The sequence below is a fragment of the Knoellia sp. 3-2P3 genome, from assembly GCF_029223115.1.
GTDB lineage: Bacteria > Actinomycetota > Actinomycetes > Actinomycetales > Dermatophilaceae > Pedococcus_A.
The window spans coordinates 155,616-180,956 of sequence record NZ_JARGZE010000003.1 but is presented as its reverse complement, the minus strand read 5'-3'; the positions used below and the strand labels follow the sequence as shown (position 1 = coordinate 180,956).

General features: G+C 72.4%; 23 protein-coding genes. 9 read left to right on the top strand and 14 right to left on the bottom strand.

What is annotated here, in order from left to right:
- Positions 1 to 69: 69 nt before the first annotated feature.
- The 3 genes from P0Y31_RS11015 to P0Y31_RS11005 are packed head-to-tail and all read right to left on the bottom strand — an operon-like array spanning position 70 to position 2,635.
- Positions 70 to 1,491 carry an NAD(P)/FAD-dependent oxidoreductase gene (locus P0Y31_RS11015; RefSeq protein ID WP_275869302.1) on the bottom strand — a complete coding sequence of 474 codons (1,422 nt, stop codon included), beginning with the start codon at positions 1,489 to 1,491 and terminating at the stop codon, positions 70 to 72.
- Positions 1,492 to 1,536: 45 nt separating this feature from the next.
- Positions 1,537 to 2,055, bottom strand: a complete 519-nt coding sequence (locus P0Y31_RS11010) for a hypothetical protein (RefSeq protein ID WP_275869300.1) — start codon at positions 2,053 to 2,055, stop codon at positions 1,537 to 1,539.
- A 52-nt stretch (positions 2,056 to 2,107) separates the two neighbouring features.
- The gene (locus P0Y31_RS11005; protein ID WP_275869298.1) at positions 2,108 to 2,635 is read right to left on the bottom strand and encodes a hypothetical protein; all 528 of its coding nucleotides are present in this window, start codon (positions 2,633 to 2,635) and stop codon (positions 2,108 to 2,110) included.
- Between the two features lie 130 nt (positions 2,636 to 2,765).
- Here P0Y31_RS11005 and tig point away from each other — a divergent pair, with 130 nt between their 5' ends.
- Both tig and P0Y31_RS10995 read left to right on the top strand, forming a co-directional pair.
- Positions 2,766 to 4,133: a trigger factor gene (tig, locus tag P0Y31_RS11000; protein WP_275869296.1), complete on the top strand. Its 1,368-nt coding sequence runs from the start codon at positions 2,766 to 2,768 to the stop codon at positions 4,131 to 4,133.
- Positions 4,134 to 4,295: 162 nt separating this feature from the next.
- Positions 4,296 to 4,718, top strand: coding sequence for a hypothetical protein (locus tag P0Y31_RS10995; protein ID WP_275869294.1), 423 nt, complete (start codon positions 4,296 to 4,298; stop codon positions 4,716 to 4,718).
- A gap of 7 nt (positions 4,719 to 4,725) precedes the next feature.
- Here the strand turns inward: P0Y31_RS10995 and P0Y31_RS10990 are convergent, their stop codons facing one another.
- The gene (locus tag P0Y31_RS10990; protein ID WP_275869292.1) at positions 4,726 to 5,814 is read right to left on the bottom strand and encodes a LacI family DNA-binding transcriptional regulator; all 1,089 of its coding nucleotides are present in this window, start codon (positions 5,812 to 5,814) and stop codon (positions 4,726 to 4,728) included.
- A 17-nt stretch (positions 5,815 to 5,831) separates the two neighbouring features.
- Here P0Y31_RS10990 and P0Y31_RS10985 point away from each other — a divergent pair, with 17 nt between their 5' ends.
- The 3 genes from P0Y31_RS10985 to P0Y31_RS10975 all read left to right on the top strand — a co-directional run bounded on the left by P0Y31_RS10985 (position 5,832) and on the right by P0Y31_RS10975 (position 8,665).
- Positions 5,832 to 7,163 (top strand): MFS transporter, encoded by a 1,332-nt coding sequence (locus P0Y31_RS10985; RefSeq protein ID WP_345803637.1) that lies wholly within the window; start codon positions 5,832 to 5,834, stop codon positions 7,161 to 7,163.
- Between the two features lie 177 nt (positions 7,164 to 7,340).
- Positions 7,341 to 7,955, top strand: coding sequence for an ATP-dependent Clp protease proteolytic subunit (locus P0Y31_RS10980; RefSeq protein WP_275809056.1), 615 nt, complete (start codon positions 7,341 to 7,343; stop codon positions 7,953 to 7,955).
- 68 nt (positions 7,956 to 8,023) lie between these two features.
- The gene (locus tag P0Y31_RS10975; RefSeq protein ID WP_275869826.1) at positions 8,024 to 8,665 is read left to right on the top strand and encodes an ATP-dependent Clp protease proteolytic subunit; all 642 of its coding nucleotides are present in this window, start codon (positions 8,024 to 8,026) and stop codon (positions 8,663 to 8,665) included.
- A gap of 69 nt (positions 8,666 to 8,734) precedes the next feature.
- On the opposite strand, the gene P0Y31_RS10970 is transcribed toward P0Y31_RS10975, so the two are convergent.
- Together P0Y31_RS10970 and P0Y31_RS10965 are read right to left on the bottom strand one after the other, a co-directional pair.
- Positions 8,735 to 9,160 carry a hypothetical protein gene (locus tag P0Y31_RS10970; RefSeq protein WP_275869288.1) on the bottom strand — a complete coding sequence of 142 codons (426 nt, stop codon included), beginning with the start codon at positions 9,158 to 9,160 and terminating at the stop codon, positions 8,735 to 8,737.
- A 229-nt stretch (positions 9,161 to 9,389) separates the two neighbouring features.
- A complete protein-coding gene (locus tag P0Y31_RS10965; RefSeq protein WP_275869286.1) occupies positions 9,390 to 10,484 on the bottom strand; it encodes a TerC family protein in 1,095 nt (364 codons plus the stop codon).
- A gap of 312 nt (positions 10,485 to 10,796) precedes the next feature.
- On the opposite strand from P0Y31_RS10965, the gene clpX reads away from it, so the two are divergent.
- Positions 10,797 to 12,080, top strand: a complete 1,284-nt coding sequence (gene clpX / locus P0Y31_RS10960) for an ATP-dependent Clp protease ATP-binding subunit ClpX (RefSeq protein WP_275809048.1) — start codon at positions 10,797 to 10,799, stop codon at positions 12,078 to 12,080.
- A 78-nt stretch (positions 12,081 to 12,158) separates the two neighbouring features.
- Here clpX and P0Y31_RS10955 read toward each other — a convergent pair whose 3' ends face one another.
- Genes P0Y31_RS10955 through P0Y31_RS10935 form a run of 5 tightly spaced genes read right to left on the bottom strand, consistent with a single transcriptional unit; the run spans position 12,159 to position 16,291 of the window.
- Complete coding sequence (locus P0Y31_RS10955) at positions 12,159 to 12,680, bottom strand: hypothetical protein (RefSeq protein ID WP_275869284.1); 522 nt, start codon at positions 12,678 to 12,680, stop codon at positions 12,159 to 12,161.
- Positions 12,680 to 14,068 carry a DUF58 domain-containing protein gene (locus P0Y31_RS10950; protein WP_275869282.1) on the bottom strand — a complete coding sequence of 463 codons (1,389 nt, stop codon included), beginning with the start codon at positions 14,066 to 14,068 and terminating at the stop codon, positions 12,680 to 12,682. The genes P0Y31_RS10955 and P0Y31_RS10950 overlap by 1 nt, the downstream gene beginning before the upstream one ends.
- On the bottom strand, positions 14,065 to 15,093 hold the full coding sequence (locus tag P0Y31_RS10945; protein WP_275869280.1) for a MoxR family ATPase: 1,029 nt from the start codon (positions 15,091 to 15,093) through the stop codon (positions 14,065 to 14,067). Before P0Y31_RS10945 ends, P0Y31_RS10950 begins: the two co-directional genes overlap by 4 nt.
- A complete protein-coding gene (locus tag P0Y31_RS10940) occupies positions 15,090 to 15,596 on the bottom strand; it encodes a hypothetical protein (protein WP_275869279.1) in 507 nt (168 codons plus the stop codon). Before P0Y31_RS10940 ends, P0Y31_RS10945 begins: the two co-directional genes overlap by 4 nt.
- A complete protein-coding gene (locus P0Y31_RS10935) occupies positions 15,593 to 16,291 on the bottom strand; it encodes a DUF4129 domain-containing protein (RefSeq protein WP_275869278.1) in 699 nt (232 codons plus the stop codon). The genes P0Y31_RS10940 and P0Y31_RS10935 overlap by 4 nt, the downstream gene beginning before the upstream one ends.
- A 136-nt stretch (positions 16,292 to 16,427) precedes the next feature.
- Here P0Y31_RS10935 and P0Y31_RS10930 point away from each other — a divergent pair, with 136 nt between their 5' ends.
- Complete coding sequence (locus P0Y31_RS10930) at positions 16,428 to 17,135, top strand: hypothetical protein (RefSeq protein WP_275869277.1); 708 nt, start codon at positions 16,428 to 16,430, stop codon at positions 17,133 to 17,135.
- On the opposite strand, the gene valS is transcribed toward P0Y31_RS10930, so the two are convergent.
- Positions 17,066 to 19,693: a valine--tRNA ligase gene (gene valS / locus P0Y31_RS10925; RefSeq protein ID WP_275869276.1), complete on the bottom strand. Its 2,628-nt coding sequence runs from the start codon at positions 19,691 to 19,693 to the stop codon at positions 17,066 to 17,068. The genes P0Y31_RS10930 and valS overlap by 70 nt on opposite strands.
- Before the next feature lie 64 nt (positions 19,694 to 19,757).
- On the opposite strand from valS, the gene P0Y31_RS10920 reads away from it, so the two are divergent.
- Positions 19,758 to 20,513, top strand: coding sequence for a lysophospholipid acyltransferase family protein (locus tag P0Y31_RS10920; protein ID WP_275869275.1), 756 nt, complete (start codon positions 19,758 to 19,760; stop codon positions 20,511 to 20,513).
- A 25-nt stretch (positions 20,514 to 20,538) separates the two neighbouring features.
- On the opposite strand, the gene P0Y31_RS10915 is transcribed toward P0Y31_RS10920, so the two are convergent.
- The gene (locus P0Y31_RS10915) at positions 20,539 to 21,078 is read right to left on the bottom strand and encodes an NUDIX hydrolase family protein (RefSeq protein WP_275869273.1); all 540 of its coding nucleotides are present in this window, start codon (positions 21,076 to 21,078) and stop codon (positions 20,539 to 20,541) included.
- Between the two features lie 101 nt (positions 21,079 to 21,179).
- On the opposite strand from P0Y31_RS10915, the gene P0Y31_RS10910 reads away from it, so the two are divergent.
- Positions 21,180 to 23,759, top strand: coding sequence for a cation-transporting P-type ATPase (locus tag P0Y31_RS10910; protein WP_275869271.1), 2,580 nt, complete (start codon positions 21,180 to 21,182; stop codon positions 23,757 to 23,759).
- Here the strand turns inward: P0Y31_RS10910 and P0Y31_RS10905 are convergent.
- Positions 23,747 to 25,105, bottom strand: coding sequence for an FAD-linked oxidase C-terminal domain-containing protein (locus P0Y31_RS10905; protein WP_275869269.1), 1,359 nt, complete (start codon positions 25,103 to 25,105; stop codon positions 23,747 to 23,749). The two genes, P0Y31_RS10910 and P0Y31_RS10905, sit on opposite strands and share 13 nt — an antisense overlap.
- Between the last annotated feature and the right edge of the window lie 236 nt (positions 25,106 to 25,341).

The following is a 25,341-nucleotide window of genomic DNA, read 5'->3' as shown; positions in this document are numbered from 1 at the left end:
GGGAGCCTCCGCGGGACGCTACCGGGCGAAAGGGACTTTCAGGTGCTTAGCGGACGCAGGTTCCGCAGGTCAGATCCCGTACTTCTCGAGCAGGCGCAGCCAGATCTCGCTCATCGACGGGAAGGCCGGCACGGCGTGCCACAGCGTCGTCAACGGCACCCTGGCCACGATGGCGACGGTGGCCGGGTGGATCAGCTCGGCGACGTCCTGTCCGACCAGGGTCACGCCGACGATGGTGCCGGCGTCCTCGTCGACGACCATGCGCGCCTGCCCCTGGTAGCCCTCGGCCTGCAGCCCTGAGCCGGCGGCCTTGTCCATCGGGACGTCGACGACCCGCACCCGGAGGCCGCGCTCGCGGGCCTGCTCCTCGGTCAGGCCGCTGGCGGCCACCTCGGGGTCGGTCCAGACGACCTGCACGGTCCCGAGGTCCTCGGCCCAGGGAGTCATCGACGCTTCGTCCACGGGCCGGTCCGTCGCGCGCGCCGCGACGAGGTCTCCGCAGGCGCGCCCCTGGTACTTGCCCATGTGGGTCAGGAGGGCGATCCCGTTGACGTCGCCGACGGCATACAGCCACGGCCGTGCGCCGGCGGCGCCCTCGACCTCCATGCGGTCGTTCACCCGCAGGAAGCCCTGGTCGTCGGTGAGCGCACCGACGGTGTCGAGCCCGAGGTCGCCGGTGTTGGGCACGCGCCCGACCGCCACCAGGATCTCGTCGGCCGAGATGCTGCCGCCCTGCTCGAGGTCGACCGTGACCTCGCCGGTGGGCCCGAGCCGGGAGACCTTGCTCGCGGCCGTGCCCGTGCGCACGTCGACCCCACGGTCGCGCAGCCCCTTGGCCACGGCCTCGGACGCGAACGGCTCCATGCGGCCGAGCAGGCGGTCCTGCTGCTCGATGATCGTGACCGCCGACCCGAGGGCGGCGTAGACCACCGCGAGCTCGCAGGCCACCGGGCCGCCGCCGAGCACGATGAGGCGCTCGGGGACGCGACGGGAGGTGGTGGCCTCCCGGTTCGTCCAGGGGTTCGCGTCGCGCAGGCCGGGCAGGTCGGGCACCAGCGGTGCGGTGCCGGTGGCCACGATGACGGCGTTCCGCGCCGCGTGGACCCGGCCGTCCACCTCCACGCGTCGCTCACCCACCAGGCGTCCCGAACCGCGCACCAGGTCGATGCCCACCTTCTCCAGCCAGCCCACTGCGCCCCTGTCGCTCAGGCCGTCGATCCAGGTGTCGCGGCGGTCGAGAACGCCCTCGCGGTCGATCTCGGCACCCTTCGAGCCCTGCACGCGCTGGGAGGCCTGCGTCACCAGCACCGGCCGCAGCAGCGCCTTGCTGGGGGAGCAGGCGTAGAAGCTGCACTCGCCACCGACGAGGTGCTTCTCGACGACGGCGACCGTCAGGCCTGCCTTGCGGACCCGGTCGGCCGCGTTCTCCCCGACGGGTCCGGCGCCGATGACGATGACGTCCCAGGTGTGGTGGACCGTGTTGTCAGCCATGCCCCGAACATAAGGCGACGTGCACGGCTCGGCCCGCCGAGCCGCTCAGCCGCCGCCGTCGCCGCCTCCGCCTGTGCCCAGGTAACCGTTGTTGTTGCCGAAGGCGTAGGGGTGGTCCGCCGGGTCGCTCCAGTTGCGATGCTGGCGCGCCTGCCACTCCTCCTCCGGTGCCGGTGCCGGGTCGAGCCCGTCCCACGCGGCATACCCGGTGAGGAGGCCGAAGGCCGCCTCGGACAGCAGGGCCGCGTCGGCCAGCCGCCGCAGCGGTTCGGCAGGGCAGTGCCGCAGCAGCGCGCCGGGGGAGCGCCGTTCGCCGAGCACCACGAGGCGGGAGAGGTGCGGGATGTCGTCGGGCTCCAGGCGCAGCCCGGCAACCAGCTGCTCCTGCACCGTGCGGAGCACCGTGGCCCGGTCGTCGGACGACACCTCGGCGAGCGCCTCGAGGTGCACGTGCTCGAGGGCGTCGGTGGGCGCCGAACGCAGCAGGTACCGGTACTGCCGCACGACGGGGTCCTCCTGGTCGGGCACGACCCCCGTCGTGGCCGTCCGCTTGAACAGCCTCATCTGCCGACGGTAGACCCGCAGGGGCGGTGCGGTAACCCCCCGGAAGGGCCACTCAGAGCAGGGCGCTGCCCGGCTGCCGGCCCTGCAGCGCGTCGGCCAGTCCCGAGCGGCCCCCGTCGCGGTCGAGCGCCTGCTCGAGCCGCCGGGTGATGCGCTCACTCGGCCAGACGTGCCACAGCAGGAGCAGCAGCGAGAGCGTGCCCCCGACCAGGTAGGTCTTGGCGGTCTGCGGCTCCACGACGAAGGCCGCGGCGAGGGCGATGATCGCGACCGCCTCGCACAGGGCGAAGCGCACCATCATGAGGGACCGGTATGCCGCGACGCCGGCCGCCGCCGCCTCCTCGGCCGGGGTGGCGGGTCGCAGCGCGGGCCACCGGTAGCCGACGACCTCCACCACCGCGTGCGCGCCCACGGCCAGGACTCCCAGGCCAGCGGCGACCCAGACCGGCGGGTACCCCGCCGTTCCGAGGACCATGAACGCGACCACGCCGATCATGACGACGGCGCTCATGAGGGCGCCGGCCAGGGTGCGCAGCGCGGCGATCGGTGCTGGTGGGGCGGGTGTGGCGTTGCTGTCCATGTCAGCACCCTAGGGCGCATTCGGTGCTGTGGCTCGGGACGGCTACGATGTGCTTTTGGCCCGGTCAGGACGCCGCACCCGGCGTCGGCCCCGGCATCCCCTGTCACCCACGATCCTGGAGTACCCCGCAGTGAAGAGTGCCGTCGAGACCCTCAACCCGACCCGGGTCAAGCTGACCGTGGAGGTCCCGTTCGAGGAGCTCAAGCCGAGCCTCGACGCGGCGTACAAGACCATCGGCTCCCAGATCCAGGTCCCCGGCTTCCGCAAGGGCAAGATCCCCGCCCGCATCATCGACCAGCGTGTCGGCCGCGGCGCCGTGCTGCAGGAGGCCGTCAACGAGGCGCTCCCGCAGTTCTACGGCCAGGCCGTCGAGGAGAACAGCGTGCGGCCGATCGGGCAGCCCGAGGTCGACGTCACCGAGGTGCCGGCCGAGGACGGCCAGGAGCTGAAGTTCACCGTCGAGGTGGACGTCCGCCCCGAGATCACCCTGCCCGACTACGCGAGCATGAAGCACGAGGTCGACAAGGTCGAGGTCGCCGACGAGGACATCGAGGAGCGCCTCACCTCGCTGCGTGAGCGCTTCGGCACCCTCAAGGGTGTCGACCGCGCCGTCGAGACCGGCGACTTCGTCTCCATCGACCTCGACGCCAAGATCGGCGACGAGGAGATCGACGCCGTCACCGGCATCTCCTACGAGGTCGGCTCCGGCAACATGCTCGACGGCATGGACGAGGCCCTCGTCGGCATGTCCGCCGGCGAGACCAAGTCCTTCCGCGCCCCGCTCGCCGGCGGCGACCGCGAGGGCGAGGACGCCGACGTCACCGTGACCGTGCAGTCGGTCAAGGTCCGCGAGCTGCCCGAGCTCGACGACGACTTCGCGCAGCTGGCCTCGGAGTTCGACACCCTCGACGAGCTCAAGGCCGACGTCACCAAGCAGGCCGAGCGTGCGAAGAAGTTCGAGCAGGGCGTCCAGGCCCGCGACAAGGTGCTCGAGCACCTCCTCGAGACCGTCGAGATCCCCGTGCCCGACTCCATCGTCGAGGCCGAGGTGCGCGCCCACCTCGAGAACGAGGACCGCCTCGAGGACGACGAGCACCGCGCCGAGGTCGAGGAGAACACCCGCAAGGCCCTCAAGACCCAGTTCCTGCTCGACGCCATCGCCGAGGCCGAGGAGGTGTCCGTCGAGCAGCCCGAGCTCATCGAGTACCTCGTGATGTCGGCGCAGCAGTACGGCATGGACCCGAACCAGTTCGCCCAGGCCATCGACCAGCAGGGCCAGGTGCCCGCGATGGTCGCCGAGGTGGCCCGCCGCAAGGCCCTTGCCGCGGTCCTGGAGAAGGTCACCATCGTCGACTCCGACGGCAACACCGTCGACCTGAACGAGCTCAACGAGCGTCCCGGCCTCGAGCACGTGGCCGAGGACCTCGCCGAGCCGGCCGAGGGCGAGCAGCCCGAGGCTGCCGACGAGGCCTCCGAGGGCGCAGCCGACAAGGCCTGAGCTCTCCCACGTTCGACGTAGGCCGTGGCTGGACACCGTCCAGCCGCGGCCTACGCCGTTGTGCGTGACGTCAAGTCGGACCTGTCCGACTTGCGGTCCGCTGAACGGACGGATCTGGTCTGGGCTCTGGACGCGGACCGCTGCCCGCCAGACCATCGCGCCATGGACGTCACCTCGTTCCACAAACTCCGCACCGCGGTGCAGGAGAACGCCGTTCCCGCGGGCTCCCTCGAAGTGCTCGAGCTCGAGTCCGGGCTTCGAGGCGAGCTCGAGGAGAGTGGCTACTTCGACCAGGTCGAGGTCGGTTCGACCGCGGACCCCGACCAGCTCGTCATCGCGCTGTGCCGCTGTGCACCCGAGGTCCCGGCGTGGGAGGCCTCGTACCGCCTCGAGCACGTCTGGGACGTGCTGCGCGCCGGCTCTGCGTGGGAGGCCCACGCGGGCATCGTGACCGAGGAGCTCGCCGACTTCGAGGGGGCCATGACCTCTCCCGACGGACGGCACTTCCTGACGGTCCACGTCGTGGCGCTCCGGCACGCCGAGGGCGCGGGTGCCGAGGGTGGCGCGCAGGCGCTGGGGAACTGACCGCCGTTCAGGCGGTGGCGCCGGGGGTCGGCGCCGGGGGAGCCGTCGTGGTGCCCACACGGAGCTCGGTGGGCATCACGAGGTCGGCCACGGTGTCCCCGGCCAGCAGTGCCTGGACCATGGCGCCGAGCTGCTGTCCCTTCTCCTCGCCGTGCTGCAGCACCGTCGTCAGCGTGCCGGCGTACCAGGGCAGGTCGATGCCGTCGAAGCCCGTGACGCTGACGTCTTCGGGCACGCGGAGCCCGAGGTCCTCGGCGGCCCGGACGACGCCGAGCGCCAGCAGGTCCGACTGCGCGACGACCGCGGTGGGGCGCTGCTCCGGTGGCACATCGAGCAGCAGCCGGCCGGCGCGGCGGCCCTCGTCGACGTCGGGGATCGCGGTCTCGACCATGGGCGCCCCGTCGCCGAAGACGTCGAGGAAACCGAGCGCGCGGTCGCGGGCGTCGGCGTACTCCGCGGAGGCGAGGTCGGAGGAGAGGAAGGGCGCGGTGGCGCTGTCGGCACGAAGCTGCATGGCGACGTGGCCGACGCGGCGGTGGCCGAGGTCGTGCAGGTGGCGCGCGGCAGAGGCGCTCGCGCCGCGCTCGTCGAGCCGGATCTGGGCCACGCGCGGGTCGTCCGGTGAGCCGTTGCCGACCATGGGGATGCCGCGCGCCGCGAGGTGGTCGACCACCGGGTTGAGCATGGGCCCGCACAGCGAGAACACGACCGCGTCGAGGGCGTAGCCGGCGAGCTGGGGGACGATGCGCCCGGGGTCGTCCTGGGGCTGGGCGATGAGCAGCATCCCGGCGGGGATGGCGTCGAGCTGCTGGGCGAGGCCGTCGAGCACGCTGACGGCGAACGGGTCGCGGAAGGCGTGCAGCAGGCGTCCCTCGACGATGACGCCGACCACGCCGGCCCGGCCGTGGCGCAGCGAGGAGGCCAGCGGGTTGGGCCCGGTGTAGCCGAGGTCGGTCGCGGCCCTGCGCACCCGCTCGGCGGTCTCGTCCGCCACCGGGCCCTTGCCGCTGAACACCAGCGAGGCCGTGGAGGTGGAGACGCCGGCCCGGTCGGCGACCTCGCGCAGGGTGGCGCGGGCTTGACGGGTGGCGGCCATGGGCGACACACTATCGAATCGATTCGGTCGAATCGATTCGACCGCGACTTCCACCGACCAGATCTTCCGAGCGAGCCGTGCCCGTGACCCAGCAGCCCACCCTCAGCACCGAGCGCCTCCTGGCGGCCCGCAACGCCGTCTTCATCATCTTCGCGATGAACGGCATGGCCTTCGCCACCTGGGCGTCGCGCATCCCCGACGTCAAGCAGACCCTCGGCCTCAGCGCCGGACAGCTCGGCACCACACTGCTCGCCCTCTCGGCCGGGTCGATCGTGGGCCTCCCCGCCTCCGGGTGGATCTCGCACCGCATCGGCGCCGCCGGCTCGGTGGCCCTCGGCCTCGGCTCGACGGCGGTCGGCGCCACCGTGATCGGCGTCGGCGTCGACGTCGTGGGGGAGCGGTGGCTGGTCGCGCTCGGCCTGTTCCTGCTCGGCCTCGGCGTCGGGGTCTGGGACGTCGGCATGAACCTCGAGGGCGCCAGCGTCGAGCGCCTGCTCGGGCGCAACATCATGCCGCGCTTCCACGCCGCCTTCTCCGGGGGCACCGTCGTCAGCGCGCTCATCGGCGCCCTCATGGCCTGGCAGCAGGTTCCCCTGACGGTTCACCTGCTGGCCGCCGTGGTCGTCATCGTCGCCGTCTGCCTGTGGGCCGCCCGTTCGTTCCTGCCGCGCGCCCTCGAGTCCGGGGGCGACGCGGATGCCGCGTCCGGCGCGGAGGACCCGGCCGTCTCCGGCGGCCGTGCCCGCCTGGGTGTGCTGTCGGCCTGGACCGAGCGCCGCACGCTGATGATCGGCGTGCTCACGCTGGTCGCCGCCTTCACCGAGGGCACCGCCAACGACTGGGTCTCCGTCGCGTTCGTCGAGGGTTACGGCCTTCCCACCTGGGCCGGCGTGCTGGCCTTCGCCACCTTCCTGTCCTTCATGACCCTGGGCCGCGTCGCCGGCACCGGCCTGCTCGACCGCTTCGGACGGGTGGCGGTGCTGAGGGTGATGCTCGTCGTCGCCGGCATCGGGAGCCTGCTCGTCGTCTTCGGCACGGTGCCGCTCGCCTACCTCGGCGCCGCCATCTGGGGTGTGGGTGTCTCGCTGGGCTTCCCGGTCGGCATGAGCGCCGCGGCCGACGAGCCCGAGCGGGCCGCCGCCCGGATCTCGGTGGTCGCGACGATCGGCTACACCGCCTTCATCGCCGGGCCGCCGCTGCTGGGCCTACTCGGTGACCACTTCGGCATCCTCAGGGCCCTGCTGGCCGTGGGCGCCCTGCTCGTCGTGGCGCTGCTGGTGCTGCCCGCCGTCCGCGAGCCCGAGCACGTCCGCGCGCAGGACGAGGCAGCGGTTGCCGCAGCCGAGTAGCCGACCTCCCGGCGCGCTGGGTGCGGGCCCGAGTGGGCACGCGGCGGCGACCACGCGGCATACCCGCTTGTGCGCTGACGGCGAACATCGACACATCTGGGGACTTCCGCCGCGGACGCGGGCGTTAGGGTCAGCGTGAGCAACCAGCCAGCAAGCGCAACCAGCCTGAACGGAGACATGGTGAGCAGCACTGAGATCGTGGCCCAGAACGGGCCGCAGGGTGGTCTGGACGACCACATCTACAACCGCCTGCTCAAGGAGCGGATCATCTTCCTGGGCTCGGACGTGCGCGACGAGAACGCGAACGCCATCTGCGCGCAGCTCCTGCTGCTCGCCGCCGAGGACCCCGACAAGGACATCTGGCTCTACATCAACTCCCCGGGTGGCTCGGTCACCGCGGGCATGGCCATCTACGACACCATGAAGTGGGTGCCCAACGACGTCGCCACCGTGGCGATGGGCCTGGCCGCCTCGATGGGGCAGTTCCTGCTCAGCGCCGGCACCAAGGGCAAGCGCTACGCCACGCCCCACGCCCGCGTGATGATGCACCAGCCCTCGGGCGGCATCGGCGGCACCGCGTCGGACATCAAGATCCAGGCCGAGCAGATGCTGCACATCAAGAAGCAGATGGCCGAGCTCATCGCCGAGCACACCGGCCAGAGCCTCGAGCAGATCACCAAGGACTCCGACCGCGACCGCTGGTTCACCGCCGAGGAGGCCAAGGAGTACGGCTTCGTCGACCACGTCTTCAGCGACGCCACCCTGACGCCGGGTGCCGGCGGGACCAAGTGACCGACCGCCAGAGAAGGAACGCAGATCCCATGACGCACAACCAGAACGGCGGCCTCCACCTCCCGCAGATGGGCGGCGGCGTGCACGTCCCGGGCCCCAGCAGCCGTTACATCCTGCCGCAGTTCGAGGAGCGCACCTCCTACGGGATGAAGCGCCTCGACCCCTACACCAAGCTGTTCGAGGACCGCATCATCTTCCTCGGTGTGCAGGTCGACGACGCTTCGGCCGACGACGTGATCGCCCAGCTGATCGTGCTCGAGTCGCAGGACCCTGACCGCGACATCCTCATGTACATCAACAGCCCCGGCGGCTCGTTCACCGCGATGACGGCCATCTACGACACGATGCAGTACATCCGCCCGGACGTGCAGACCTTCGTGGTCGGCCAGGCCGCCTCCGCCGCGGCGGTGCTCCTCGGCGCCGGCGCTCAGGGCAAGCGCTTCGCCCTGCCGAACGCCCGCATCCTCATCCACCAGCCGGCCCTCGCCGGCGGCGACTACGGGCAGGCGTCCGACATCGAGATCCAGGCCAACGAGGTGCTGCGCATGCGCACCTGGCTCGAGGAGACCCTCGCGCACCACACCGGCCGCACGCCGGAGCAGGTCAACGAGGACATCGAGCGCGACAAGATCCTCGGCGCGAGCGAGGCCAAGGAATACGGCCTCATCGACGAGGTGCTCGCCTCGCGCAAGGCCTCCCTCGAGGTCTGACCCCGCCACAGGCAGACGTATGCCGCCCGCTCACCTCGAGCGGGCGGCATACCTTTTGCCCGGGCGGAGTCAGGCTGCGCGCCACTCGTGCGGGTCCTTGCTGTTGCCACGGGCGTGGTAGCTGAACCACACGGTGTAGGTGTCGCCCTTCTTCACCTTGAACCAGTAGCTGTCGTCCTGGTGCCGGTCGAAGGAGGCGTGGCTCGGGAAGTCGATGACGTAGACCTTGGTCCAGCCCGTCCTGACCCGCGTGGTCTCGCAGTCCCAGGGCCTGCCCCCCAGCGTCACGGTCTTGTGGCGGTGGGACGAGTCGCGGATGCCGTAGTCGCCCCAGTAGTCGCGGTCGTGGTCGAAGTTGTGGATCTTCTGGCAGACCCTGACCCAGCCGTAGCCGGAGTCGTGGTTCTGCGTGGTGGCCTGGGCGGGCCCGGCCAGGGCGAGGGGGACAACGCTGGCTGCACCCGTCGCGGCGAGGACACGGAACACCGTGTTCATGGCTCTCTCCTCAGCGGTTCGGTGGCAATCCCTGCCCTTCCACGGTCGCGCGCCGAGCCATACGGGTCTAGGCACCCCCGGTGTCATTTCCACCCACCCGGGTGGGGCAGGGGACTGGTCACCGTGCGGGCGCACCGTGGCGGCTGGGGTCCGTCAACCGCCCACCGAGGCGCCGCCCGCTCACCGAGGCGGGCGGCACCTCGTTCGTCCGGGTGCGGGGGACGGCCGGTCAGTGGCGGCCGGCGGGCTCCGCCTCCGGCTCCGGCTCCGGCTCCGGCTCGCGCTCCTGTTCGGAGGCGCCCTGCGTGCGCGCCTCCACGGCCGCGAGCTCGGCACGCCGGCTGGCTCGCAGGCTGGTCACGGTGACGATGGCGAGGATGCCCACGATGACGCCCAGCGAGAGGAGCGTCGGCACCTCCGGGGTGGCCGGCCAGATGCCGTGCGCCCAGTGGAGCACGAGCTTGACGCCGATGAAGCCCAGGATCGCAGCCAGGCCGTAGCCGAGGTGGACCAGCTTGGACAGGGCGCCCTCCAGCACGAAGTAGAGGGCGCGCAGCCCGAGGAGGGCGAACGCGTTGGTCGCGAAGACGAGGTACGGGTCGCCGGTGATGCCGTAGACGGCGGGCACGGAGTCGACGGCGAAGACGATGTCGGTGGCGAGGATGGCCACGGTGACCAGCGCCAGCGGGGTGAGGGCCCGGCGGCCACCGTCACGCACGGTCATGCGGGTGCCGTGGTAGTCGTCCTTGACCGGCATGACCCGCCGGAGCAGTCGCACACTGCGCATCCGCGAGATGTCGATCTCGTGGTCGGCGCCCTGCACCGCGTCACGCAGCAGCTTCACGCCCGTGACGAGGAGGACCAGGCCGAAGAGCAGGAAGGTCCAGTCGAAGTGGGCCAGCATCTGCGCGCCGAGGGCGATGAACACGCCGCGCAGGGCGAGCGCGCCGACGACGCCGATGAGCAGCACCCGCTGCTGCAGCTCCTTCGGCACCGCGAACGCGGCCAGCAGCAGCATGAAGACGAACAGGTTGTCGACCGAGAGCGACTTCTCGACCAGGTAGCCGGTGTAGAACTCGAGCCCGATCTGGCTGCCGTGCCGGCTCCAGATCCAGGCGCCGAAGGCCACGGGCAGGGCGATGTAGAAGGCCGACCAGCCGATCGCCTCGCGCATGGAGACCTCGTGCGGCTTGCGGGTGAGCAGGAAGTCGAGCACCACGAGGGCCAGGACGGCGGCGATGCTGACGCCCCAGAGAGCGGGGGTGCCGATCGAGCTGCCGGCGGCCCCGGGGTCGGCGGCAGCGGCAAGGAGGGATGGTGACATGGTGGTCCTCAGGTCGTCGTGACGAGCTGAGGTCTCCTTCACCGCTGTCGGCGGGAGTGCCGAACGCGGCGCCGCACCGGGAGCGACGTCTGGACGCTCGTACTGACCGGTGCGGCTCGTGGGAAGTACTCCCCTCGTTGAAAAGGATACGAAAATCCGCCCGGAAGGCAACCGCGGGTCTTGTCCGCTGTCAGCGGACAAACGCGACTCAGGGCCGACTCGGGGCGTTCAATGGAGCCTGCGGGCCGGGTGGACGGGTAGCGTCTGCCCGACGTCGTTGCAGTTGCACACCCACTAGAGGAGGACCGTCACGTGGCACGCATGGGAGACGGTGGCGACCTGCTGAAGTGCTCGTTCTGCGGCAAGAGCCAGAAGCAGGTCAAGAAGCTGATCGCCGGCCCGGGCGTCTACATCTGTGACGAGTGCATCGACCTCTGCAACGAGATCATCGAGGAGGAGCTCGCCGAGTCCTCCGAGCTCGGCCTCGACGAGCTGCCCAAGCCGCGCGAGATCTTCGAGTTCCTCCAGAGCTACGTGATCGGCCAGGACGTCGCCAAGAAGGCGCTCGCGGTGGCCGTCTACAACCACTACAAGCGCATCCAGGCCGGCGAGGCCACCAGCAAGAAGGACGCCGAGTCGGTCGACATCGCCAAGTCCAACATCCTGCTCATCGGCCCCACCGGCTGCGGCAAGACCTACCTCGCCCAGACGCTGGCCCGCATGCTCAACGTGCCCTTCGCGATCGCCGACGCCACTGCGCTCACCGAGGCCGGCTACGTCGGCGAGGACGTCGAGAACATCCTGCTCAAGCTGATCCAGGCCGCCGACTACGACGTCAAGAAGGCCGAGACGGGCATCATCTACATCGACGAGGTCGACAAGATCGCCCGCAAGAGCGAGAACCCGTCGATCACCCGCGACGTCTCCGGCGAGGGCGTGCAGCAGGCGCTGCTGAAGATCCTCGAGGGCACCACCGCGTCGGTGCCCCCGCAGGGCGGGCGCAAGCACCCGCACCAGGAGTTCATCCAGATCGACACCACGAACGTGCTCTTCATCGTCGGCGGCGCGTTCGCCGGGCTCGAGAAGCTCATCGAGTCGCGCAACGGCAAGAAGGGCCTCGGCTTCGGCTCCGAGCTGCACACGCCCAAGGACCTCGCCGAGTCCTACGGCGACGTCATGCCCGAGGACCTCATGAAGTTCGGGCTGATCCCCGAGTTCATCGGCCGCCTCCCGGTCATCACCACGGTCTCGCCGCTCGACAGCGACGCCCTGGTCAAGATCCTCACCGAGCCGCGCAACGCGCTGGTGAAGCAGTACAAGAAGATGTTCGAGATCGACGGCGTCGAGCTCGAGTTCACCGACGAGGCCATCGAGGCCGTCGCCGAGCAGGCGCTCAAGCGGGGCACCGGCGCCCGCGGCCTGCGCGCCATCATGGAGGAGGTCCTGCTCCCCGTGATGTTCGACGTGCCCAGCGACGACGGCATCGCCAAGGTGGTCGTCACCCGTGAGGTCGTGCTCGAGAACGTCCTGCCGACCATCGTGCGACGCGACGAGGTCGAGGCGCCGGCCAAGCGGCCGCGCAAGCGCTCGGCCTGACCCACCCACCGGTATGCCGCGCGGCTGGCTCCCAGCCGCGCGGCACCGCTGTGTCGCGGCGCCTTCGCCCCAGAGGGGTCAGCGGCGGGCGAGGGGTGACTGGCGCGCGATGAGGTAGAGCGCCGCGCCGAGCAGCGTCAGCCCGGCCAGGGCCACGTAGGTCATCGACGCCTCGCCGCGCAGGCTCTGGTCGCGTGTGGCCGCCGCCGCCGCCCACACCGGCACGGTGGCCAGGGCGACCGTGGCCGTGCGCAGCCCCCAGCGACGCAGCGCGGCCCGGGGGACCGCTGCCACCGACGGCCAGGTGACCGCCGCCGCGGCGCTCACGTGCACGAGCAGCGCGAGCCACGCGCCGAGCAGGAGCCACAGCCAGGATCCCCAGCCCCGCGGGACCGGCGCCGAGCCCACCCAGTGCACGGCGTGGGTTGCGAGCAGCAGGATGACCGCGACCGACTCGGGGCGGGCCACGGCATACGGCGTGGCCACCGCGAGCGCCAGGGCGAGCAGGTGGATGCCGCCGCCCGCGGCGTAGACGAGGGCGACCAGCCCCAGCGACGACAGGGCCATGACGACGCGCAGCACGCGGTGGGAGGTCGACATCACCGGCTCACCACCCGCGGGGCGCGCGAGCGGCGGCCGAGGTCGCGCAGCACGATGTCGAGGGTGCCCGGCCCAGCCCAGGGCACGATCGGCACGCCGGCCTCGCGAGCCCGGCGCATCTCGTGCTCGCGCTCGAGCAGCCGGATCCGCCAGGCGAGCCGGGAGGCGTCCGGCGTCTTGTCGGCCTCGAGCATGAGGGTCTCGAGCAGGTGCGGGTCGAGGTCGGCGGAGGCCAGCTCGGGGGGCAGGGTGTCGATGGCGATCACGGAGATGCCGCGGCGCGAGAGGGCCAGCGCGTGGCCGAGCACGTCGGCTGAGATGGCCGGGGTCAGCACGACGACCAGGGCGCCCGCGGGCACCCGGGCCCGCAGCTGGCCGCGAAGCCGCTTCTCGTCGGCGACGGTGCCCTGCCCAGCCGTGGTCCGCGCCAGCGTGTCGAGCACCCGGCGCAGGTGGCTCCTGCCGGCAGCCGAGTCGAGCGCGGGCACCCCGCGGGCACCGAGCACGCGCAGGCCGACCCGGTCTCCGGTGCGCAGGTAGTGCTCGGCGATGGCGCCGGCCGCGCGGACGGAGTTGTCGAGGCTGCTGCTGCGCCCGCCCAGGCCCTGGCTGGTGCCGATGTCGTGCATCGCGTCGACGAGCAGGACCACCTCGGAGTCCTGGTCGGCGTACGTCGACGTCACGTGCAGCTGCCCGGTGCGGATGCTCACCGGCCAGTGCACCCGGCGCAGCCGGTCGCCGAAGCGGAACTGCCGGATGTCGGCGAACTCCCCGCCGTCGCCGGGGTGGTGGGAGCGGTTCTGCCCCACGAGGCCGTCGGGGCGAGGCACCGGCACCCGGGCGGCGAAGGTGTCGGGCAGCGGCACCGTGGTCACCGGCTGGGACTCGACGACGTCGGGTGCCCACCGGTGGGAGCCGAAGGCGCTCGAGATGCTGAGCACGGCCGGGCCGAGCTGACGGCGGCCCCACCGGGTGGTGCGGCAGGCGACGGCCGCGGTGACCGGCCCCTGGCCGTCGCTCGCCGTCGCCACGGCTCGGGTCGCCGGCTCGAACTCGGTGTGCGGCGTGCCCATCAGCGCCAACCCGACGTCCTCGACGCCCGGGGCCGGCTGCACCTCGGCGACCCACCGGGTGGCCTGTCCCTCGCGGAGGGTGAGGTGGCGCGGACCGGCGGCGACGACGGGGGCCTGCTCGGGCCGGGTGGTGAACGACCACAGCGAGACGAGGAACAGGGGGGTGCCGAGGACGAGCAGCTCGGGCCGTCGCACGAGCACGCCGAACACGACGAGGGCGAGCCCCACCACCGTGGCCCTGGTGAGGGCGGGGGTGGGCCGCCACGTCGCCCGGACCGGGGCGAGCTCCTCGGCGAGCTCGGCGGGAGCGGTCACCGGCGGGTGGGCGCCGAGGCCGGCCGCTCGAACGCCGAGGGCTTCGCCGCGGAGGCCGCGACGGTCGTGGCGCCGGGGGTGGGCGTCGACGACAGGATCGACTCGACGACGCTCGACGAGGTCACCTCGTTCATCCACAGCTCCGGCCGCACGGTCACGCGGTGGTCGAGGGCGGCGTGCGCCACGGCCTTGACGTCCTCGGGGGTGACGTAGTCGCGGCCCTGCACGACGGCATACGCGCGGGCGGTCAGGAGCAGGGCGAGCGAGCCACGCGGCGAGGAGCCCATGAGCAGGTGCTGGTGACGGCGGGTGGCGTCGACGAGCCTGACGCAGTACTGGCCCACCGTCTCGTCGACGGTGACGCCCTCGATGGCCTGCTGCATGGCGAGCAGCCCCTCGGCGTCGGTGACCTGGCCGACCGTCTGGGCCTCCTGGCGGCGGGCCATGCGGCGCTGGAGCACCTCCCACTCCTCCTGCGGCGTCGGGTAGCCGAAGTTGACCCGCAGCAGGAAGCGGTCGAGCTGGGCCTCGGGCAGCGGGTAGGTGCCCTCGTACTCCACCGGGTTGGCGGTCGCGAGCACGTGGAACGGCTGGGGCAGCGGGAAGGTCTCGCCCTCGACCGTCACCTGGCCCTCCTGCATCGCCTCGAGCAGGGCCGACTGCGTCTTGGGGGGCGTGCGGTTGATCTCGTCGGCGAGCAGCAGGCCGGTGAACAGCGGCCCCTGGCGGAAGGTGAACTCGTGGCTGCGCTGGTCGTAGAGGAACGAGCCCGTCAGGTCGGAGGGCAGCAGGTCGGGCGTGAACTGGGCACGGGCGAAACCGAGCCCGAGCGCCTGCGCGAAGGAGCGCGCCGCCAGCGTCTTGCCGAGGCCGGGGAAGTCCTCCATGAGCACGTGCCCGCCGGCCAGGATGCCCGAGAGCACGAGCTCGGCGGCCCGTCGCTTGCCGACGACGGCGCGCTCCACCTCGGCGAGGATGCGCTGGGCCTGGTCGCAGACCTGGGGGAGGGAGTAGACGGTGGTCACGAGAGCTCCTCGAGTTTCTGGACGTGGCGGTGCAGCTGGTCGGTGGTCAGGCGTCCCGTGGGGCGCCCGGCGAGGTATGCCGTGAGGTCGGGGCCGAGCAGGGCCGTCGCCTCGGGGTCGGAGGGCTCGAGGCCCCGGTGGTCACGCAGGCGCTCGGCGGCCAGTTCGGCGAGCAGGGCGTGCAGGCGCTCGTGGCTCTCGGCGTTGCCCCTCGCGGCCAGCTCGACCTGCTGGCGCAGGCCGGAGACGCGGGCGTCTGCTCCGCGCTCGGCGTCGGAGTCGAGCAGCTGGGTCTGCCAGTGCAGCGGTTTCTGCGACTGCGCGAGGCGCTGGGTGAGCACCGCGACGCTGCCCACGACGGCGAGCGTCGCGAGCAGCAGCCCGGGGCTGGTCAGCCAGGAGACGCCGACGGTGGCCACGCCGAGCACCACCGCGCCGGCGGCCGCGATGAGCAGCGGGTTGACGGGCGGAAGGTCCGCCCGGCTGCGGGAGCGTGGGCTCATGCGCGCAGGGCCTCCTTGGTCGCCGCCCGGCGCAGGTCGACGTGCACGGTGGTGAGCGCGTCGCGTGCCCGCGCTCGGTGCGCCTCGGTCAGCGCGTGCTCGGAGAACCGGGCCTCGCGGTAGAGGGACGCGAGCTCGGCGAGGGCCACGGCGTCGACGTCGTGCTCGGCGAGCACCTCGGCCACCACCTCCGAGGAGGTGCGTGAGCGGTCCTCCTTCAGGCCCGCCGCGGCGACCTCCTCCTCGAGCCGGACCCAGCACGCCACGATCGCGTCGGTGGGGGTGCCGGTCTCGAGGTGCTCCATGCGGGACGCGGCGCCCTCGAGCAGCACCTCGGGCAGGGTCTCGAGCGCCGCACCGGGCTCGGGCTCCTCGACCGGCACCGGCCGGCGCTGCCAGAGCTCGCGGACCACCAGGAAGAGCACCGTCACCACGATGGCGACGATGAGGAGCCGCAGACCCCAGACGATGACGGCGACGACGGTCTCGTTGGCGTCGGCCGAGCTGTAGATCTTCTTCGGCGGTGGGGGCACGTTGCTCCACTCCTCGAAGTCCGAGCCGCGCGCGCTGCGCTCGCTGAAGCCGCTCAGGTTCTGGCGTCGGAAGAGGGCCACCGGGCCGGCCGAGGCCACCCACGCGCCGACGAACAGCGTGGTGACCGCCCCCACCAACATCAGCAACCGTCCCCGCCTCACGACGCCCGACCTTAGGCGACGAGGCGGACGCCGCGGGCCCACGGATACGAGTTTGTTACCTGTTTGCCGCAGCTCGGCGCACCGTCTGTCACACCGCACGGTGGACGGCGGTGGGCGGGCGGGCAAAGATGGGCCCATGACCACCGGCTACGGCTACCGCCTGCGCGCAGGTGACCAGGGCCCGGTGCAGCAGAGCACGGTCAGCTGTGGGGCCGCCTGCCTCACCGTGGCGCGCATGCTGGTCAACCCGCAGTTCGCCCGCTGGATCACCACCGGCGAGGGCCCGCGCGTCGACGCGCCCCCGGGGGACACCGAGGCGGAGCGGTTCGCGGCCTACGAGCGGGTGGTCATGAACCGCACCAACCGCCTGTATGCCGGGGGCCGGCGCCTCAACGTGCCCTGGCCCAGGGCACTGGGCACCCCGCCCTGGGGTGCGAGGAAGGAACTCGAGTTCGGCGCCTCCCGCCGCGGCACCCGCTACACGGTGGCGGTGCTGCGCGGCGACCTGAGGAGCCGGCTGCGCGCGGCCCACGCCCGCCTGGTGGACGTGGTCGACGAGGGCGAGCCGGCACTGCTGTACGCCGGCAGCGCCGTGCTGCCCCGGCACGTGGTGCTCGTGCTGCCCGGCGACGGCGACCAGGTCCTCGACGTCTACGACCCGGCCACCGGCTTGGTCAGCCTGCTCGACGCGGACAGCTTCGCCGAGCGCCGGCTGCGGCTGTCGGGCTGGGACGTCCCGTGGTTCGCCGTCCAGCCCGACGGCACGCGCCGGGTTCAGGCCTTCGGCTTCTCCACCGGGATGAGCACCGCGTCACGGACCTCCGGGGTCTCCGCCTCGGCGTAGTCGAGGCTTCCGGTCACCCGGCCGGCGGCGCGCAGGTCCGCCTCGGCGGTGCGCACCCGGTCGCACCAGTCCTGCGGTCCGGCCAGCACGATCGACGACACCTCGGCGCGCATGCCGACCTTGGCCTCCGACTTGGCCTTGCGGACGCCCGCCAGGGCCTCGCCGACGGCACCGAGCAGCGCCGCGTCGGCGGCACCGAGGTCGCCGAGGTCGGCCGCTGTCGGCCACGCGGCCCGGTGCACCGACCCCTCGTGGAACCACGACCACACCTCCTCGGTGGAGTAGGGCAGGAACGGCGCCAGCAGCCGCAGCAGCACGTCGAGCGCCAGGCGCAGACCCGCCCGAGCGGACGCCGCCGCCTCCTCACCCTGACCGCCGTAGGCCCGGTCCTTGACCAGCTCGAGGTAGTCGTCGCAGAAGGTCCAGAAGAAGCTCTCGGTGACCTCCAGCGCCCGGGCGTGGTCGTAGGCCTCGAACCCGGCGGTCGCCTTGGCCACGACGTCGGAGAGCCCGGCGAGCATGGCCCGGTCGAGCGGGTGGGTGACGGCGTCGTGCAGGTCGCCCTCCACCTCCCCGAAGGAGAGCGCGAACTTGGTGGCGTTGAGCACCTTGATGGCCAGGCGGCGGCCGACCTTCATCTGGCCCGTGTCGTAGGCCGCGTCGGTGCCGAGCTTGGCCGAGGCCGCCCAGTAGCGCACCGCGTCGGCCCCGTGCTGGCGGACGACGTCCTCCGGCGTCTCGGCGTTGCCCTTGGACTTGCTCATCTTCTTGCGGTCGGGGTCGAGGATCCAGCCGCTGATGGCCGCGTTGGTCCACGGCAGCGAGCCGTGCTCGAGATGCGCGCGCACGACCGTGGCGAAGAGCCAGGTGCGGATGATGTCCTGCCCCTGCGGGCGCAGGTCCATGGGGAAGAGCGTCTCGAAGAGCTCCGGGTCCTCCCGCCAGCCGAGGGCGATCTGCGGTGAGAGTGACGAGGTCGCCCAGGTGTCCATGATGTCGGGGTCGCCGACGAAGCCGCCGGCCTGGCCGCGCTGCGACTCCTCGTAGCCGCGGGGTGCCTGCGCCACCGGGTCGACCGGCAGCTCGGACTCGTCGGGGACGATCGGGTGGGCGTAGTCGGGCTCGCCCTGCTCGTCCAGGGGGTACCAGACCGGGATCGGGACGCCGAAGAAGCGCTGGCGGCTGATGAGCCAGTCGCCGTTGAGGCCCCCGACCCAGTTCTCGTAGCGGGTGCGCATGAACGAGGGGTGGAAGTCGAGCTCGCGGCCCCGCTCGACCAGCGCGGCGTTGAGCTCGGCGTCGCGGCCGCCGTTCCTGATGTACCACTGGCGCGAGGTCACGATCTCGAGCGGCTTGTCGCCCTTCTCGTAGAAGTTCGCCTTGCGCTGGGTCGGCTTCGGCTCGCCGTCGAGGTCGCCGGACTCGCGCAGGGCGTCGACGATGAGCGTGCGCGCCGTGTGCGTCGTCTTGGTGGCGATCTCGCTGAAGAGCTCCTTGCCCTCACCGGACTCGATCCACTCGGGCGTCTCGGCCTGGATGCGCCCGGTGCGGGTGATGACCGAGCGGGTCGGCAGGTCGAGCTCGCGCCACCACTGCACGTCGGTGAGGTCGCCGAAGGTGCAGCACATCGCGATGCCCGCGCCCTTCTCCATCTCGGCGAGCGGGTGGGCGAGCACCGGCACCTCGACCCCGAACAGCGGTGAGGTGACCGTGGTGCCGAAGAGCGCGGCATACCGCTCGTCGTCGGGGTGGGCGATGAGCGCCACGCAGGAGGGGATCAGCTCGGGACGGGTCGTCTCGATGAAGACCGGGCCGGAACCGTCGGTGCGGTGGAAGGCCACCCGGTGGTAGTGGCCCGGGTAGTCGCGCGCCTCGAGCTCGGCCTGGGCCACGGCGCTCTGGAAGGTGACGTCCCACAGCCCGGGCGCCTCGGCGGCATACGCCTCGCCACGGGCGAGGTTGCGCAGGAACGCCTGCTGCGCGGTGGCGCGGGAGTTGGCGTCGATGGTGCGGTAGTTGACCTTCCAGTCGACCGACAGGCCGAGCCTGCGCCACAGCGCCTCGAAGGTCTCCTCGTCCTTGACGGTGAGGATGTCGCACAGCTCGATGAAGTTCTGCCGGGAGATCGGCTTCTGGTCGGCCGCCTTGGTGCTCTTGCCCTGGCCACCCTCCTGCGGGGGCACGAAGCCGGGCTCGTAGGGGAGCGTGGCGTCGCCGCGGACGCCGTAGTAGTTCTGCACGCGGCGCTCGGTGGGCAGGCCGTTGTCGTCCCAGCCCATCGGGTAGAAGACCTCGAGGCCGGTCATGCGCTTGTAGCGGGCGATGCAGTCGGTGTGGGTGTAGGAGAACACGTGTCCGACGTGCAACGAGCCCGACGCGGTGGGCGGCGGGGTGTCGATGGCGTAGACCGCCTCACGGGGCGCGGCGAGGGCGCGCTCGCGGTCGAAGCGGTAGGTGCCCTGCTCCTCCCATACCGGCGCCCACTTGTCCTCGAGCCCGTCGATCGACGGCTTCTCCGGGATGGCGGCAGCGCGGGTGGTCTGAGCAGAGGTGGTCATGGGCGGAATCCTCCCATCACCGGCCACGTCCCTACCAACCGGTTCCGGCCTCTAGGGTGTGCCCATGGAGCCGGTCTACACCACCGTCATCGGGGCCGCGCGCCTCGTCTTCGCCGCGCAGGGCCTGAAGTTCCGGATCCGGGGCGCCGAGAACGTGCCGCGCACCGGGGGTGCGGTCTTCGCGATCAACCACACCGGCTACATGGACTTCACGTATGCCGGGCTGGCCGCCCGCCCCTCCGGGCGCCTGGTGCGATTCATGGCCAAGGAGTCCATCTGGCGCAACAAGGTGGCCGGGCCCCTCATGCGCGGTATGAAGCACATCCCGGTCGACCGTGAGGCCGGGGCGACCTCCTTCCGGGCAGCGGTCGACGCCCTCAAGGCGGGCGAGATCGTCGGCGTCTTCCCGGAGGCGACCATCTCGCGCTCCTTCGAGCTCAAGGACTTCAAGTCGGGCACCATCCGCATGGCGCAGGCCGCCGGGGTGCCCGTCCTCCCCGTCACCATCTGGGGCTCCCAGCGGGTGTGGACCAAGGGCCACCCCAAGCGGCTGGGCCGCACCAACACCCCGATCTTCATGACCGTCGGCGAGCCGATCACCGTCGGGAAGGGGGCCGCGGCTGCCGAGGAGGCCAACACCCTGCTGCGCGAGCGGATGACCGCCCAGCTGCACGCCGACCAGGACGCCTACCCGCCGCTGCCGCCGACCGAGCGGCACCTCCTGCCGGTGCGGCTCGGGGGCACGGCCCCCACCCTCGAGGAGGCCAACGCGATGGACGAGGAGGAGGTGCGCCGGCGCCGGGGCGCCGCCCCCGCCTGACGTTCGGGGGCAGGCCGGGCTGGCGTCAGACGCGGTGTCCGAGATGGGCCAGGGCCTGGCGCAGCAGCACCCCGTGGCCGCCGTCCATCTCCTGCAGCAGCCCCGGGTCGGCCGCCTCGTCGAGGCTCAGCCAGGCGAGGTCGAGCGCGTCCTGCTGCGGCTCGCAGTCACCGGCCACCGGCACGACGAAGGCCAGTGACACCGCGTGCTGGCGCGGGTCGTGGTAGGGCGTCACCCCCGGCGTGGGGAAGTACTCCGCCACCGTGAACGGCTGCGGGCTGGTCGGGATGCGCGGCAGGCACATCGGCCCGAGGTCCTTCTCGAGGTGCCTGGTCAGGGCGTCGCGCACCCGCTCGTGGTAGAGCACCCGCCCGGAGACGAGCTCGCGGTTGATGCTGCCCCCGCTCGAGGCCCGCAGCAGCAGCCCCACGCGGACCGCCGCGCCGGTGGCGTCGACCCGCACGGGCACGGCGTCGACGTAGAGGATCGGCATGCGGCCGCGCACCGACTCGAGCTCCTCACGGGACAGCCACGACTCGTTGCGCTCCAGCTCCAGGGGGCTCATGCAGCGTTTCTACCAGCCACGGGCCCGGCCCGCGGGACCTAGGCCCCTCCCCGGGAGCCGCGCGCCGCCCCATGCTGGCCGCGAGAGCGGAAGGGGCGCCCATGGCCGTAGCCACCGCGACCGGCCTCAGCTCGGCGGAGGCGGCTGCTCGGCGCGCCGCCCATGGCCCGAACCTGCTACCCCAGCCGCGGCGACCGTCGGTCGCGCGGCGTCTCGCCCAGGAGCTGACCCACTTCTTCGCGCTCATGCTGTGGGTGGCTGCCGGGCTCGCCCTGCTCGCCGGGCTGCCCGAGCTCGGGGTGGCCATCGCCGCCGTCATCGTGCTGAACGCCCTCTTCGCCTTCGCCCAGCGGGCCCGGGCGGACCGGGCGGCCGAGCGGCTGCGAGCCATGCTGCCGACCCGGGTGACCGTCCGGCGCGACGGTCGGCGCCGGATCATCGAGGCCGAGGACGTCGTCGTGGGCGACCTGCTGCTGCTCGAGAGCGGCGACCGGGTGCCGGCCGACGCCACCGTCACCATGGCCAACCGCCTGCTCGTCGACACCTCCATGCTCACCGGCGAGAGCGAGGCGGCCTCGGTGGGCAGGGACGAGGCGCTGTATGCCGGGACGTTCGCCGTGGAGGGCGAGGCCCGTGCCGTCGTGGTGGCCACCGGGGAGCAGACCCGCCTGGCCCGGATCGCCCGGCTCACGACCGCCTCCCCGAAGCCCGTCACCCCGCTGACCCGGGAGCTGCAGGCCGTCGTGCGGCTGATCGCCGTCATCGCCCTCGGCGTGGGCGGGCTCTTCTTCGCGGTCTCGCTCCTGGTCGGCAACCCGCTGCGCGACGGCTTCATCTTCGCCATCGGGGTCACCGTCGCCCTGGTGCCCGAGGCGCTGCTGCCGACGGTGACCCTGTCGCTGGCGTGGGGCTCCGAGCAGATGGCGCGGCGCCAGATTCTCGTGCGCAACCTCGACGCGGTCGAGACGCTCGGGTCGACCGACTTCATCTGCACCGACAAGACCGGCACCCTGACCCAGAACCGGATGGCCGTCGTCGAGGCCTGGACCCCGTCGGGTGGGGTCGCCGTGGACGGTGCCGGGTACGAGCCCGCCGCCGAGCTGGCGTGGTCTGCCCCGGCCGCGCACGACGCCTGCCTCGCCCTCGCCCTGGCCGGGATGCGGTGCTCGACCGGGTACGCCGTCCACACGGCGGCGGGCTGGCAGGCCCACGGGGACCCCATGGAGGCGGCCCTCGACGTCTTCGCCCGGCGCGTGGGCGTCGACACCGACGACGACCGTCACCGCCACCACTCGGTGATGCGCTTCCCCTTCGACCCGCGCCGGCGCCGCATGGCGGTGGTGTTCGACGGCGACGTGGTCGTCAAGGGGGCGCCCGACACCGTCCTGCCGCTGTGCGCCGACGGCGACGTGGGGCGCGCGGAGGTGGAGGCGATGACGGCGCGCGGTCTGCGGGTGCTGGCGCTGGCCGCCGGGACCGCCGCGGCCGAGGTCGCCCGCACACCCGACGAGGTGGAGGGCCAGCTGCACCTGCTGGGCCTCGTGGCCCTGGAGGACCCGCCCCGGGACGACGTGCCCGAGGCGCTGGCGACCTGCCGGACCGCCGGTGTCGCCGTGGCCATGGTGACGGGCGACCACCCGGCCACCGCGGCCGCGATTGCCGACCAGGTGGGCCTGCGCCGCCCCGGTGACCCGGTGCTCGTCGGCGCCGACCTGCCCGCGAACGACCGCGTCCTGGCCGCGGTGCTCGACCACGACGGCATCGTGGTGGCCCGCGTCTCGCCCGAGGACAAGCTGCGCATCGCGCGGGCCCTGCGCTCCCGGGGCCACGTGGTGGCGATGACCGGAGACGGCGTGAACGACGCGCCCGCCCTGCACGAGGCCGACATCGGTGTGGCGATGGGCCGCTCCGGCACCGACGTGGCCCGCGAGGCGGCCGACCTCGTGCTGCTCGACGACGCGTTCTCGAGCATCGTCGCGGGCATCGAGCAGGGCCGGGCGACCTATGTCAACGTCCGACGCTTCCTCACCTACCACCTGACCGACAACGTCGCCGAGCTGACGCCGTTCGTGGTGTGGGCGCTCTCCGGGGGGTCGTTCCCGCTGGCACTGGGCGTCCTCCAGATCCTGGCGATCGACATCGGGACCGACACCCTCTCGGCAGTCGCGCTGGGGGCCGAGCCGCCGGCTCGTCACCTGCTGGACAGGCCGCCCGTGTCCGGACGGCTCATGAACGGGACGGTGCTGCGGCGGGCGTTCGGCCTTCTGGGGCCACTCATCGCGGCGCTGTCGATGGTCGCGTTCCTGGTGTCGATGGCGGCCGCGGGGTGGAGTCCCGGAGAGACGTTCCCGACCGGCGATGCGTTGCTCGCGGCCTCGGGCGCGGCGTTCATGACCGTCGTCTTCGGCCAGAAGGCCAACGTGTTCGCCTGCCGGAGCTCGACCCGGTGGCCGGGCGCGCTCGGTTGGACGACCAACCGCCTGCTGCTTCCGGCCGGGGTCGCGGAGCTCGCCTTCTCCTTCGCCGTGCTCCTGGTTCCTGCCGTCGCCGGGGTGCTGGGTCAGGCGGCCCCGCCTGCCGCCGGTTGGGCGGTGGCCTTGGCCGCGCCCCCGCTCGTGCTGGCTGTCGACGCTGCCGACAAGGCCCGCCGCGCGCGCGCTCGTCGTGGTCAGGACCAGTAGACGCGGCCGGGGTTCATGATCCCGCGGGGGTCGAACAGCGCCTTGACCGCGCGCTGGCGCTCGAGCTCGCGCTCGCCGAGCTCCTGGGCGAGCCACTTGGCCTTGAGCGACCCGACGCCGTGCTCGCCGGTGATGGTGCCGCCGAACTCCAGCGCCGTCGCGACCAGCTCGCCGAAGGCGCCCTCGGCGTTCTCGCGGCTGGCCTCGTCCTTGTCGTCGAAGAAGATGCTGGGGTGCAGGTTGCCGTCGCCGGCGTGCCCCGACATGGTGATCTCGAGCCCCCGGCGGGCGGCGATCCGCTGGCCGGCCCGGATGAGGTCGGTGAGCCGGCCCACGGGCACGCAGACGTCCTCGAGAAAGCGGGGGCCCTTGGCCTCCAGCGCCGGGCTGAGCGCACGGCGACCCGCGAGCAGCAGGTCGGCCTCCTGCACGTCGTCGGCGACGGCCACCTCGGTGGCCCCGGCCTTCTCGAGGATCTCGGCGTAGAGCGCGACGTCCTCGGCGGTGTGGCCGGGCCGGTCGGACTGCACGATGAGCGCCGCCTCGCAGTCGCCCGGGTAGCCGTAGTCGGCGAGGGCCTGGACGGCGGTGATCGAGGCGCGGTCCATGAGCTCGACGAGGCTCGGCACGTGGCGCTCGCGGCGCAGGGCGGCGATCGCGGTGCTCGCGTCCTCCAGGGAGTCGAACGTGCCCAGCACGGTCAGCGCCGGGTCGGGGGCCGGCACGACCCTGGCCACCACCTCGGTCACGACGCCCAGGGTGCCCTCGGAGCCGACGAAGAGCCCGGTGAGGTTCAGGCCGGCCACGCCCTTGGCGGTGCGGTGCCCGGTGCGGATGACCTCGCCGCCGGGCAGCACCACCTGCAGCCCGCGGACGTAGTCGGCCGTCACGCCGTACTTCACGCAGCACAGCCCGCCGGCGTTGGTGGCGACGTTGCCGCCGATCGTGCAGAAGGCAGACGACGCCGGGTCCGGCGGGTAGAACAGGCCCTGCTCGGCGACGGCGGCCTTCAGGTCGGCGTTGACGACGCCGGGCCCGGCCACGGCCAGCCCCTCGAGCGGGTCGACCTCGCTGACCGTGTCGAGCGCCTCGACGTTGAGCACGATGCCGCCCTCGATGGCCACCGAACCACCGGTGAGCGAGCTGCGGGCACCCTGCGGCACCACCGGCGTCCGCGTCTCGTGCGCGTGCCGCATCACCTCGACCACGTCGGCGAGGTCGCGGGCCCGCACCACCTCGAAGTCGCCCGGCGGCACCGCGCCCACAGACTCGTCCACGGCATACGTGGCCTTGACGTCGGGATCGGTCACGACACGGGCGGCGATGGCGGCGGGAATCGTGGTCACGGTCCCACCCTAGGCGCCGCTAGAATGCGTCCCAACGGCGTCGACCCGGCCATCACCGGCGAGCCTCCGGAAGAACGGCACCCACCTGCCCGGTGGGCGGGTGCTCAGTAGAACCGGACGGGAGGGCCCGTCACAGCCTGGACCAGAGCGGTCGTATGCCGTCGGGGCACCTCCGGCGCGTACGGCAAGCGAGGTGGTACCGCGGTGCCGCCGGGGAAGGACCCGGCGACGTCGTC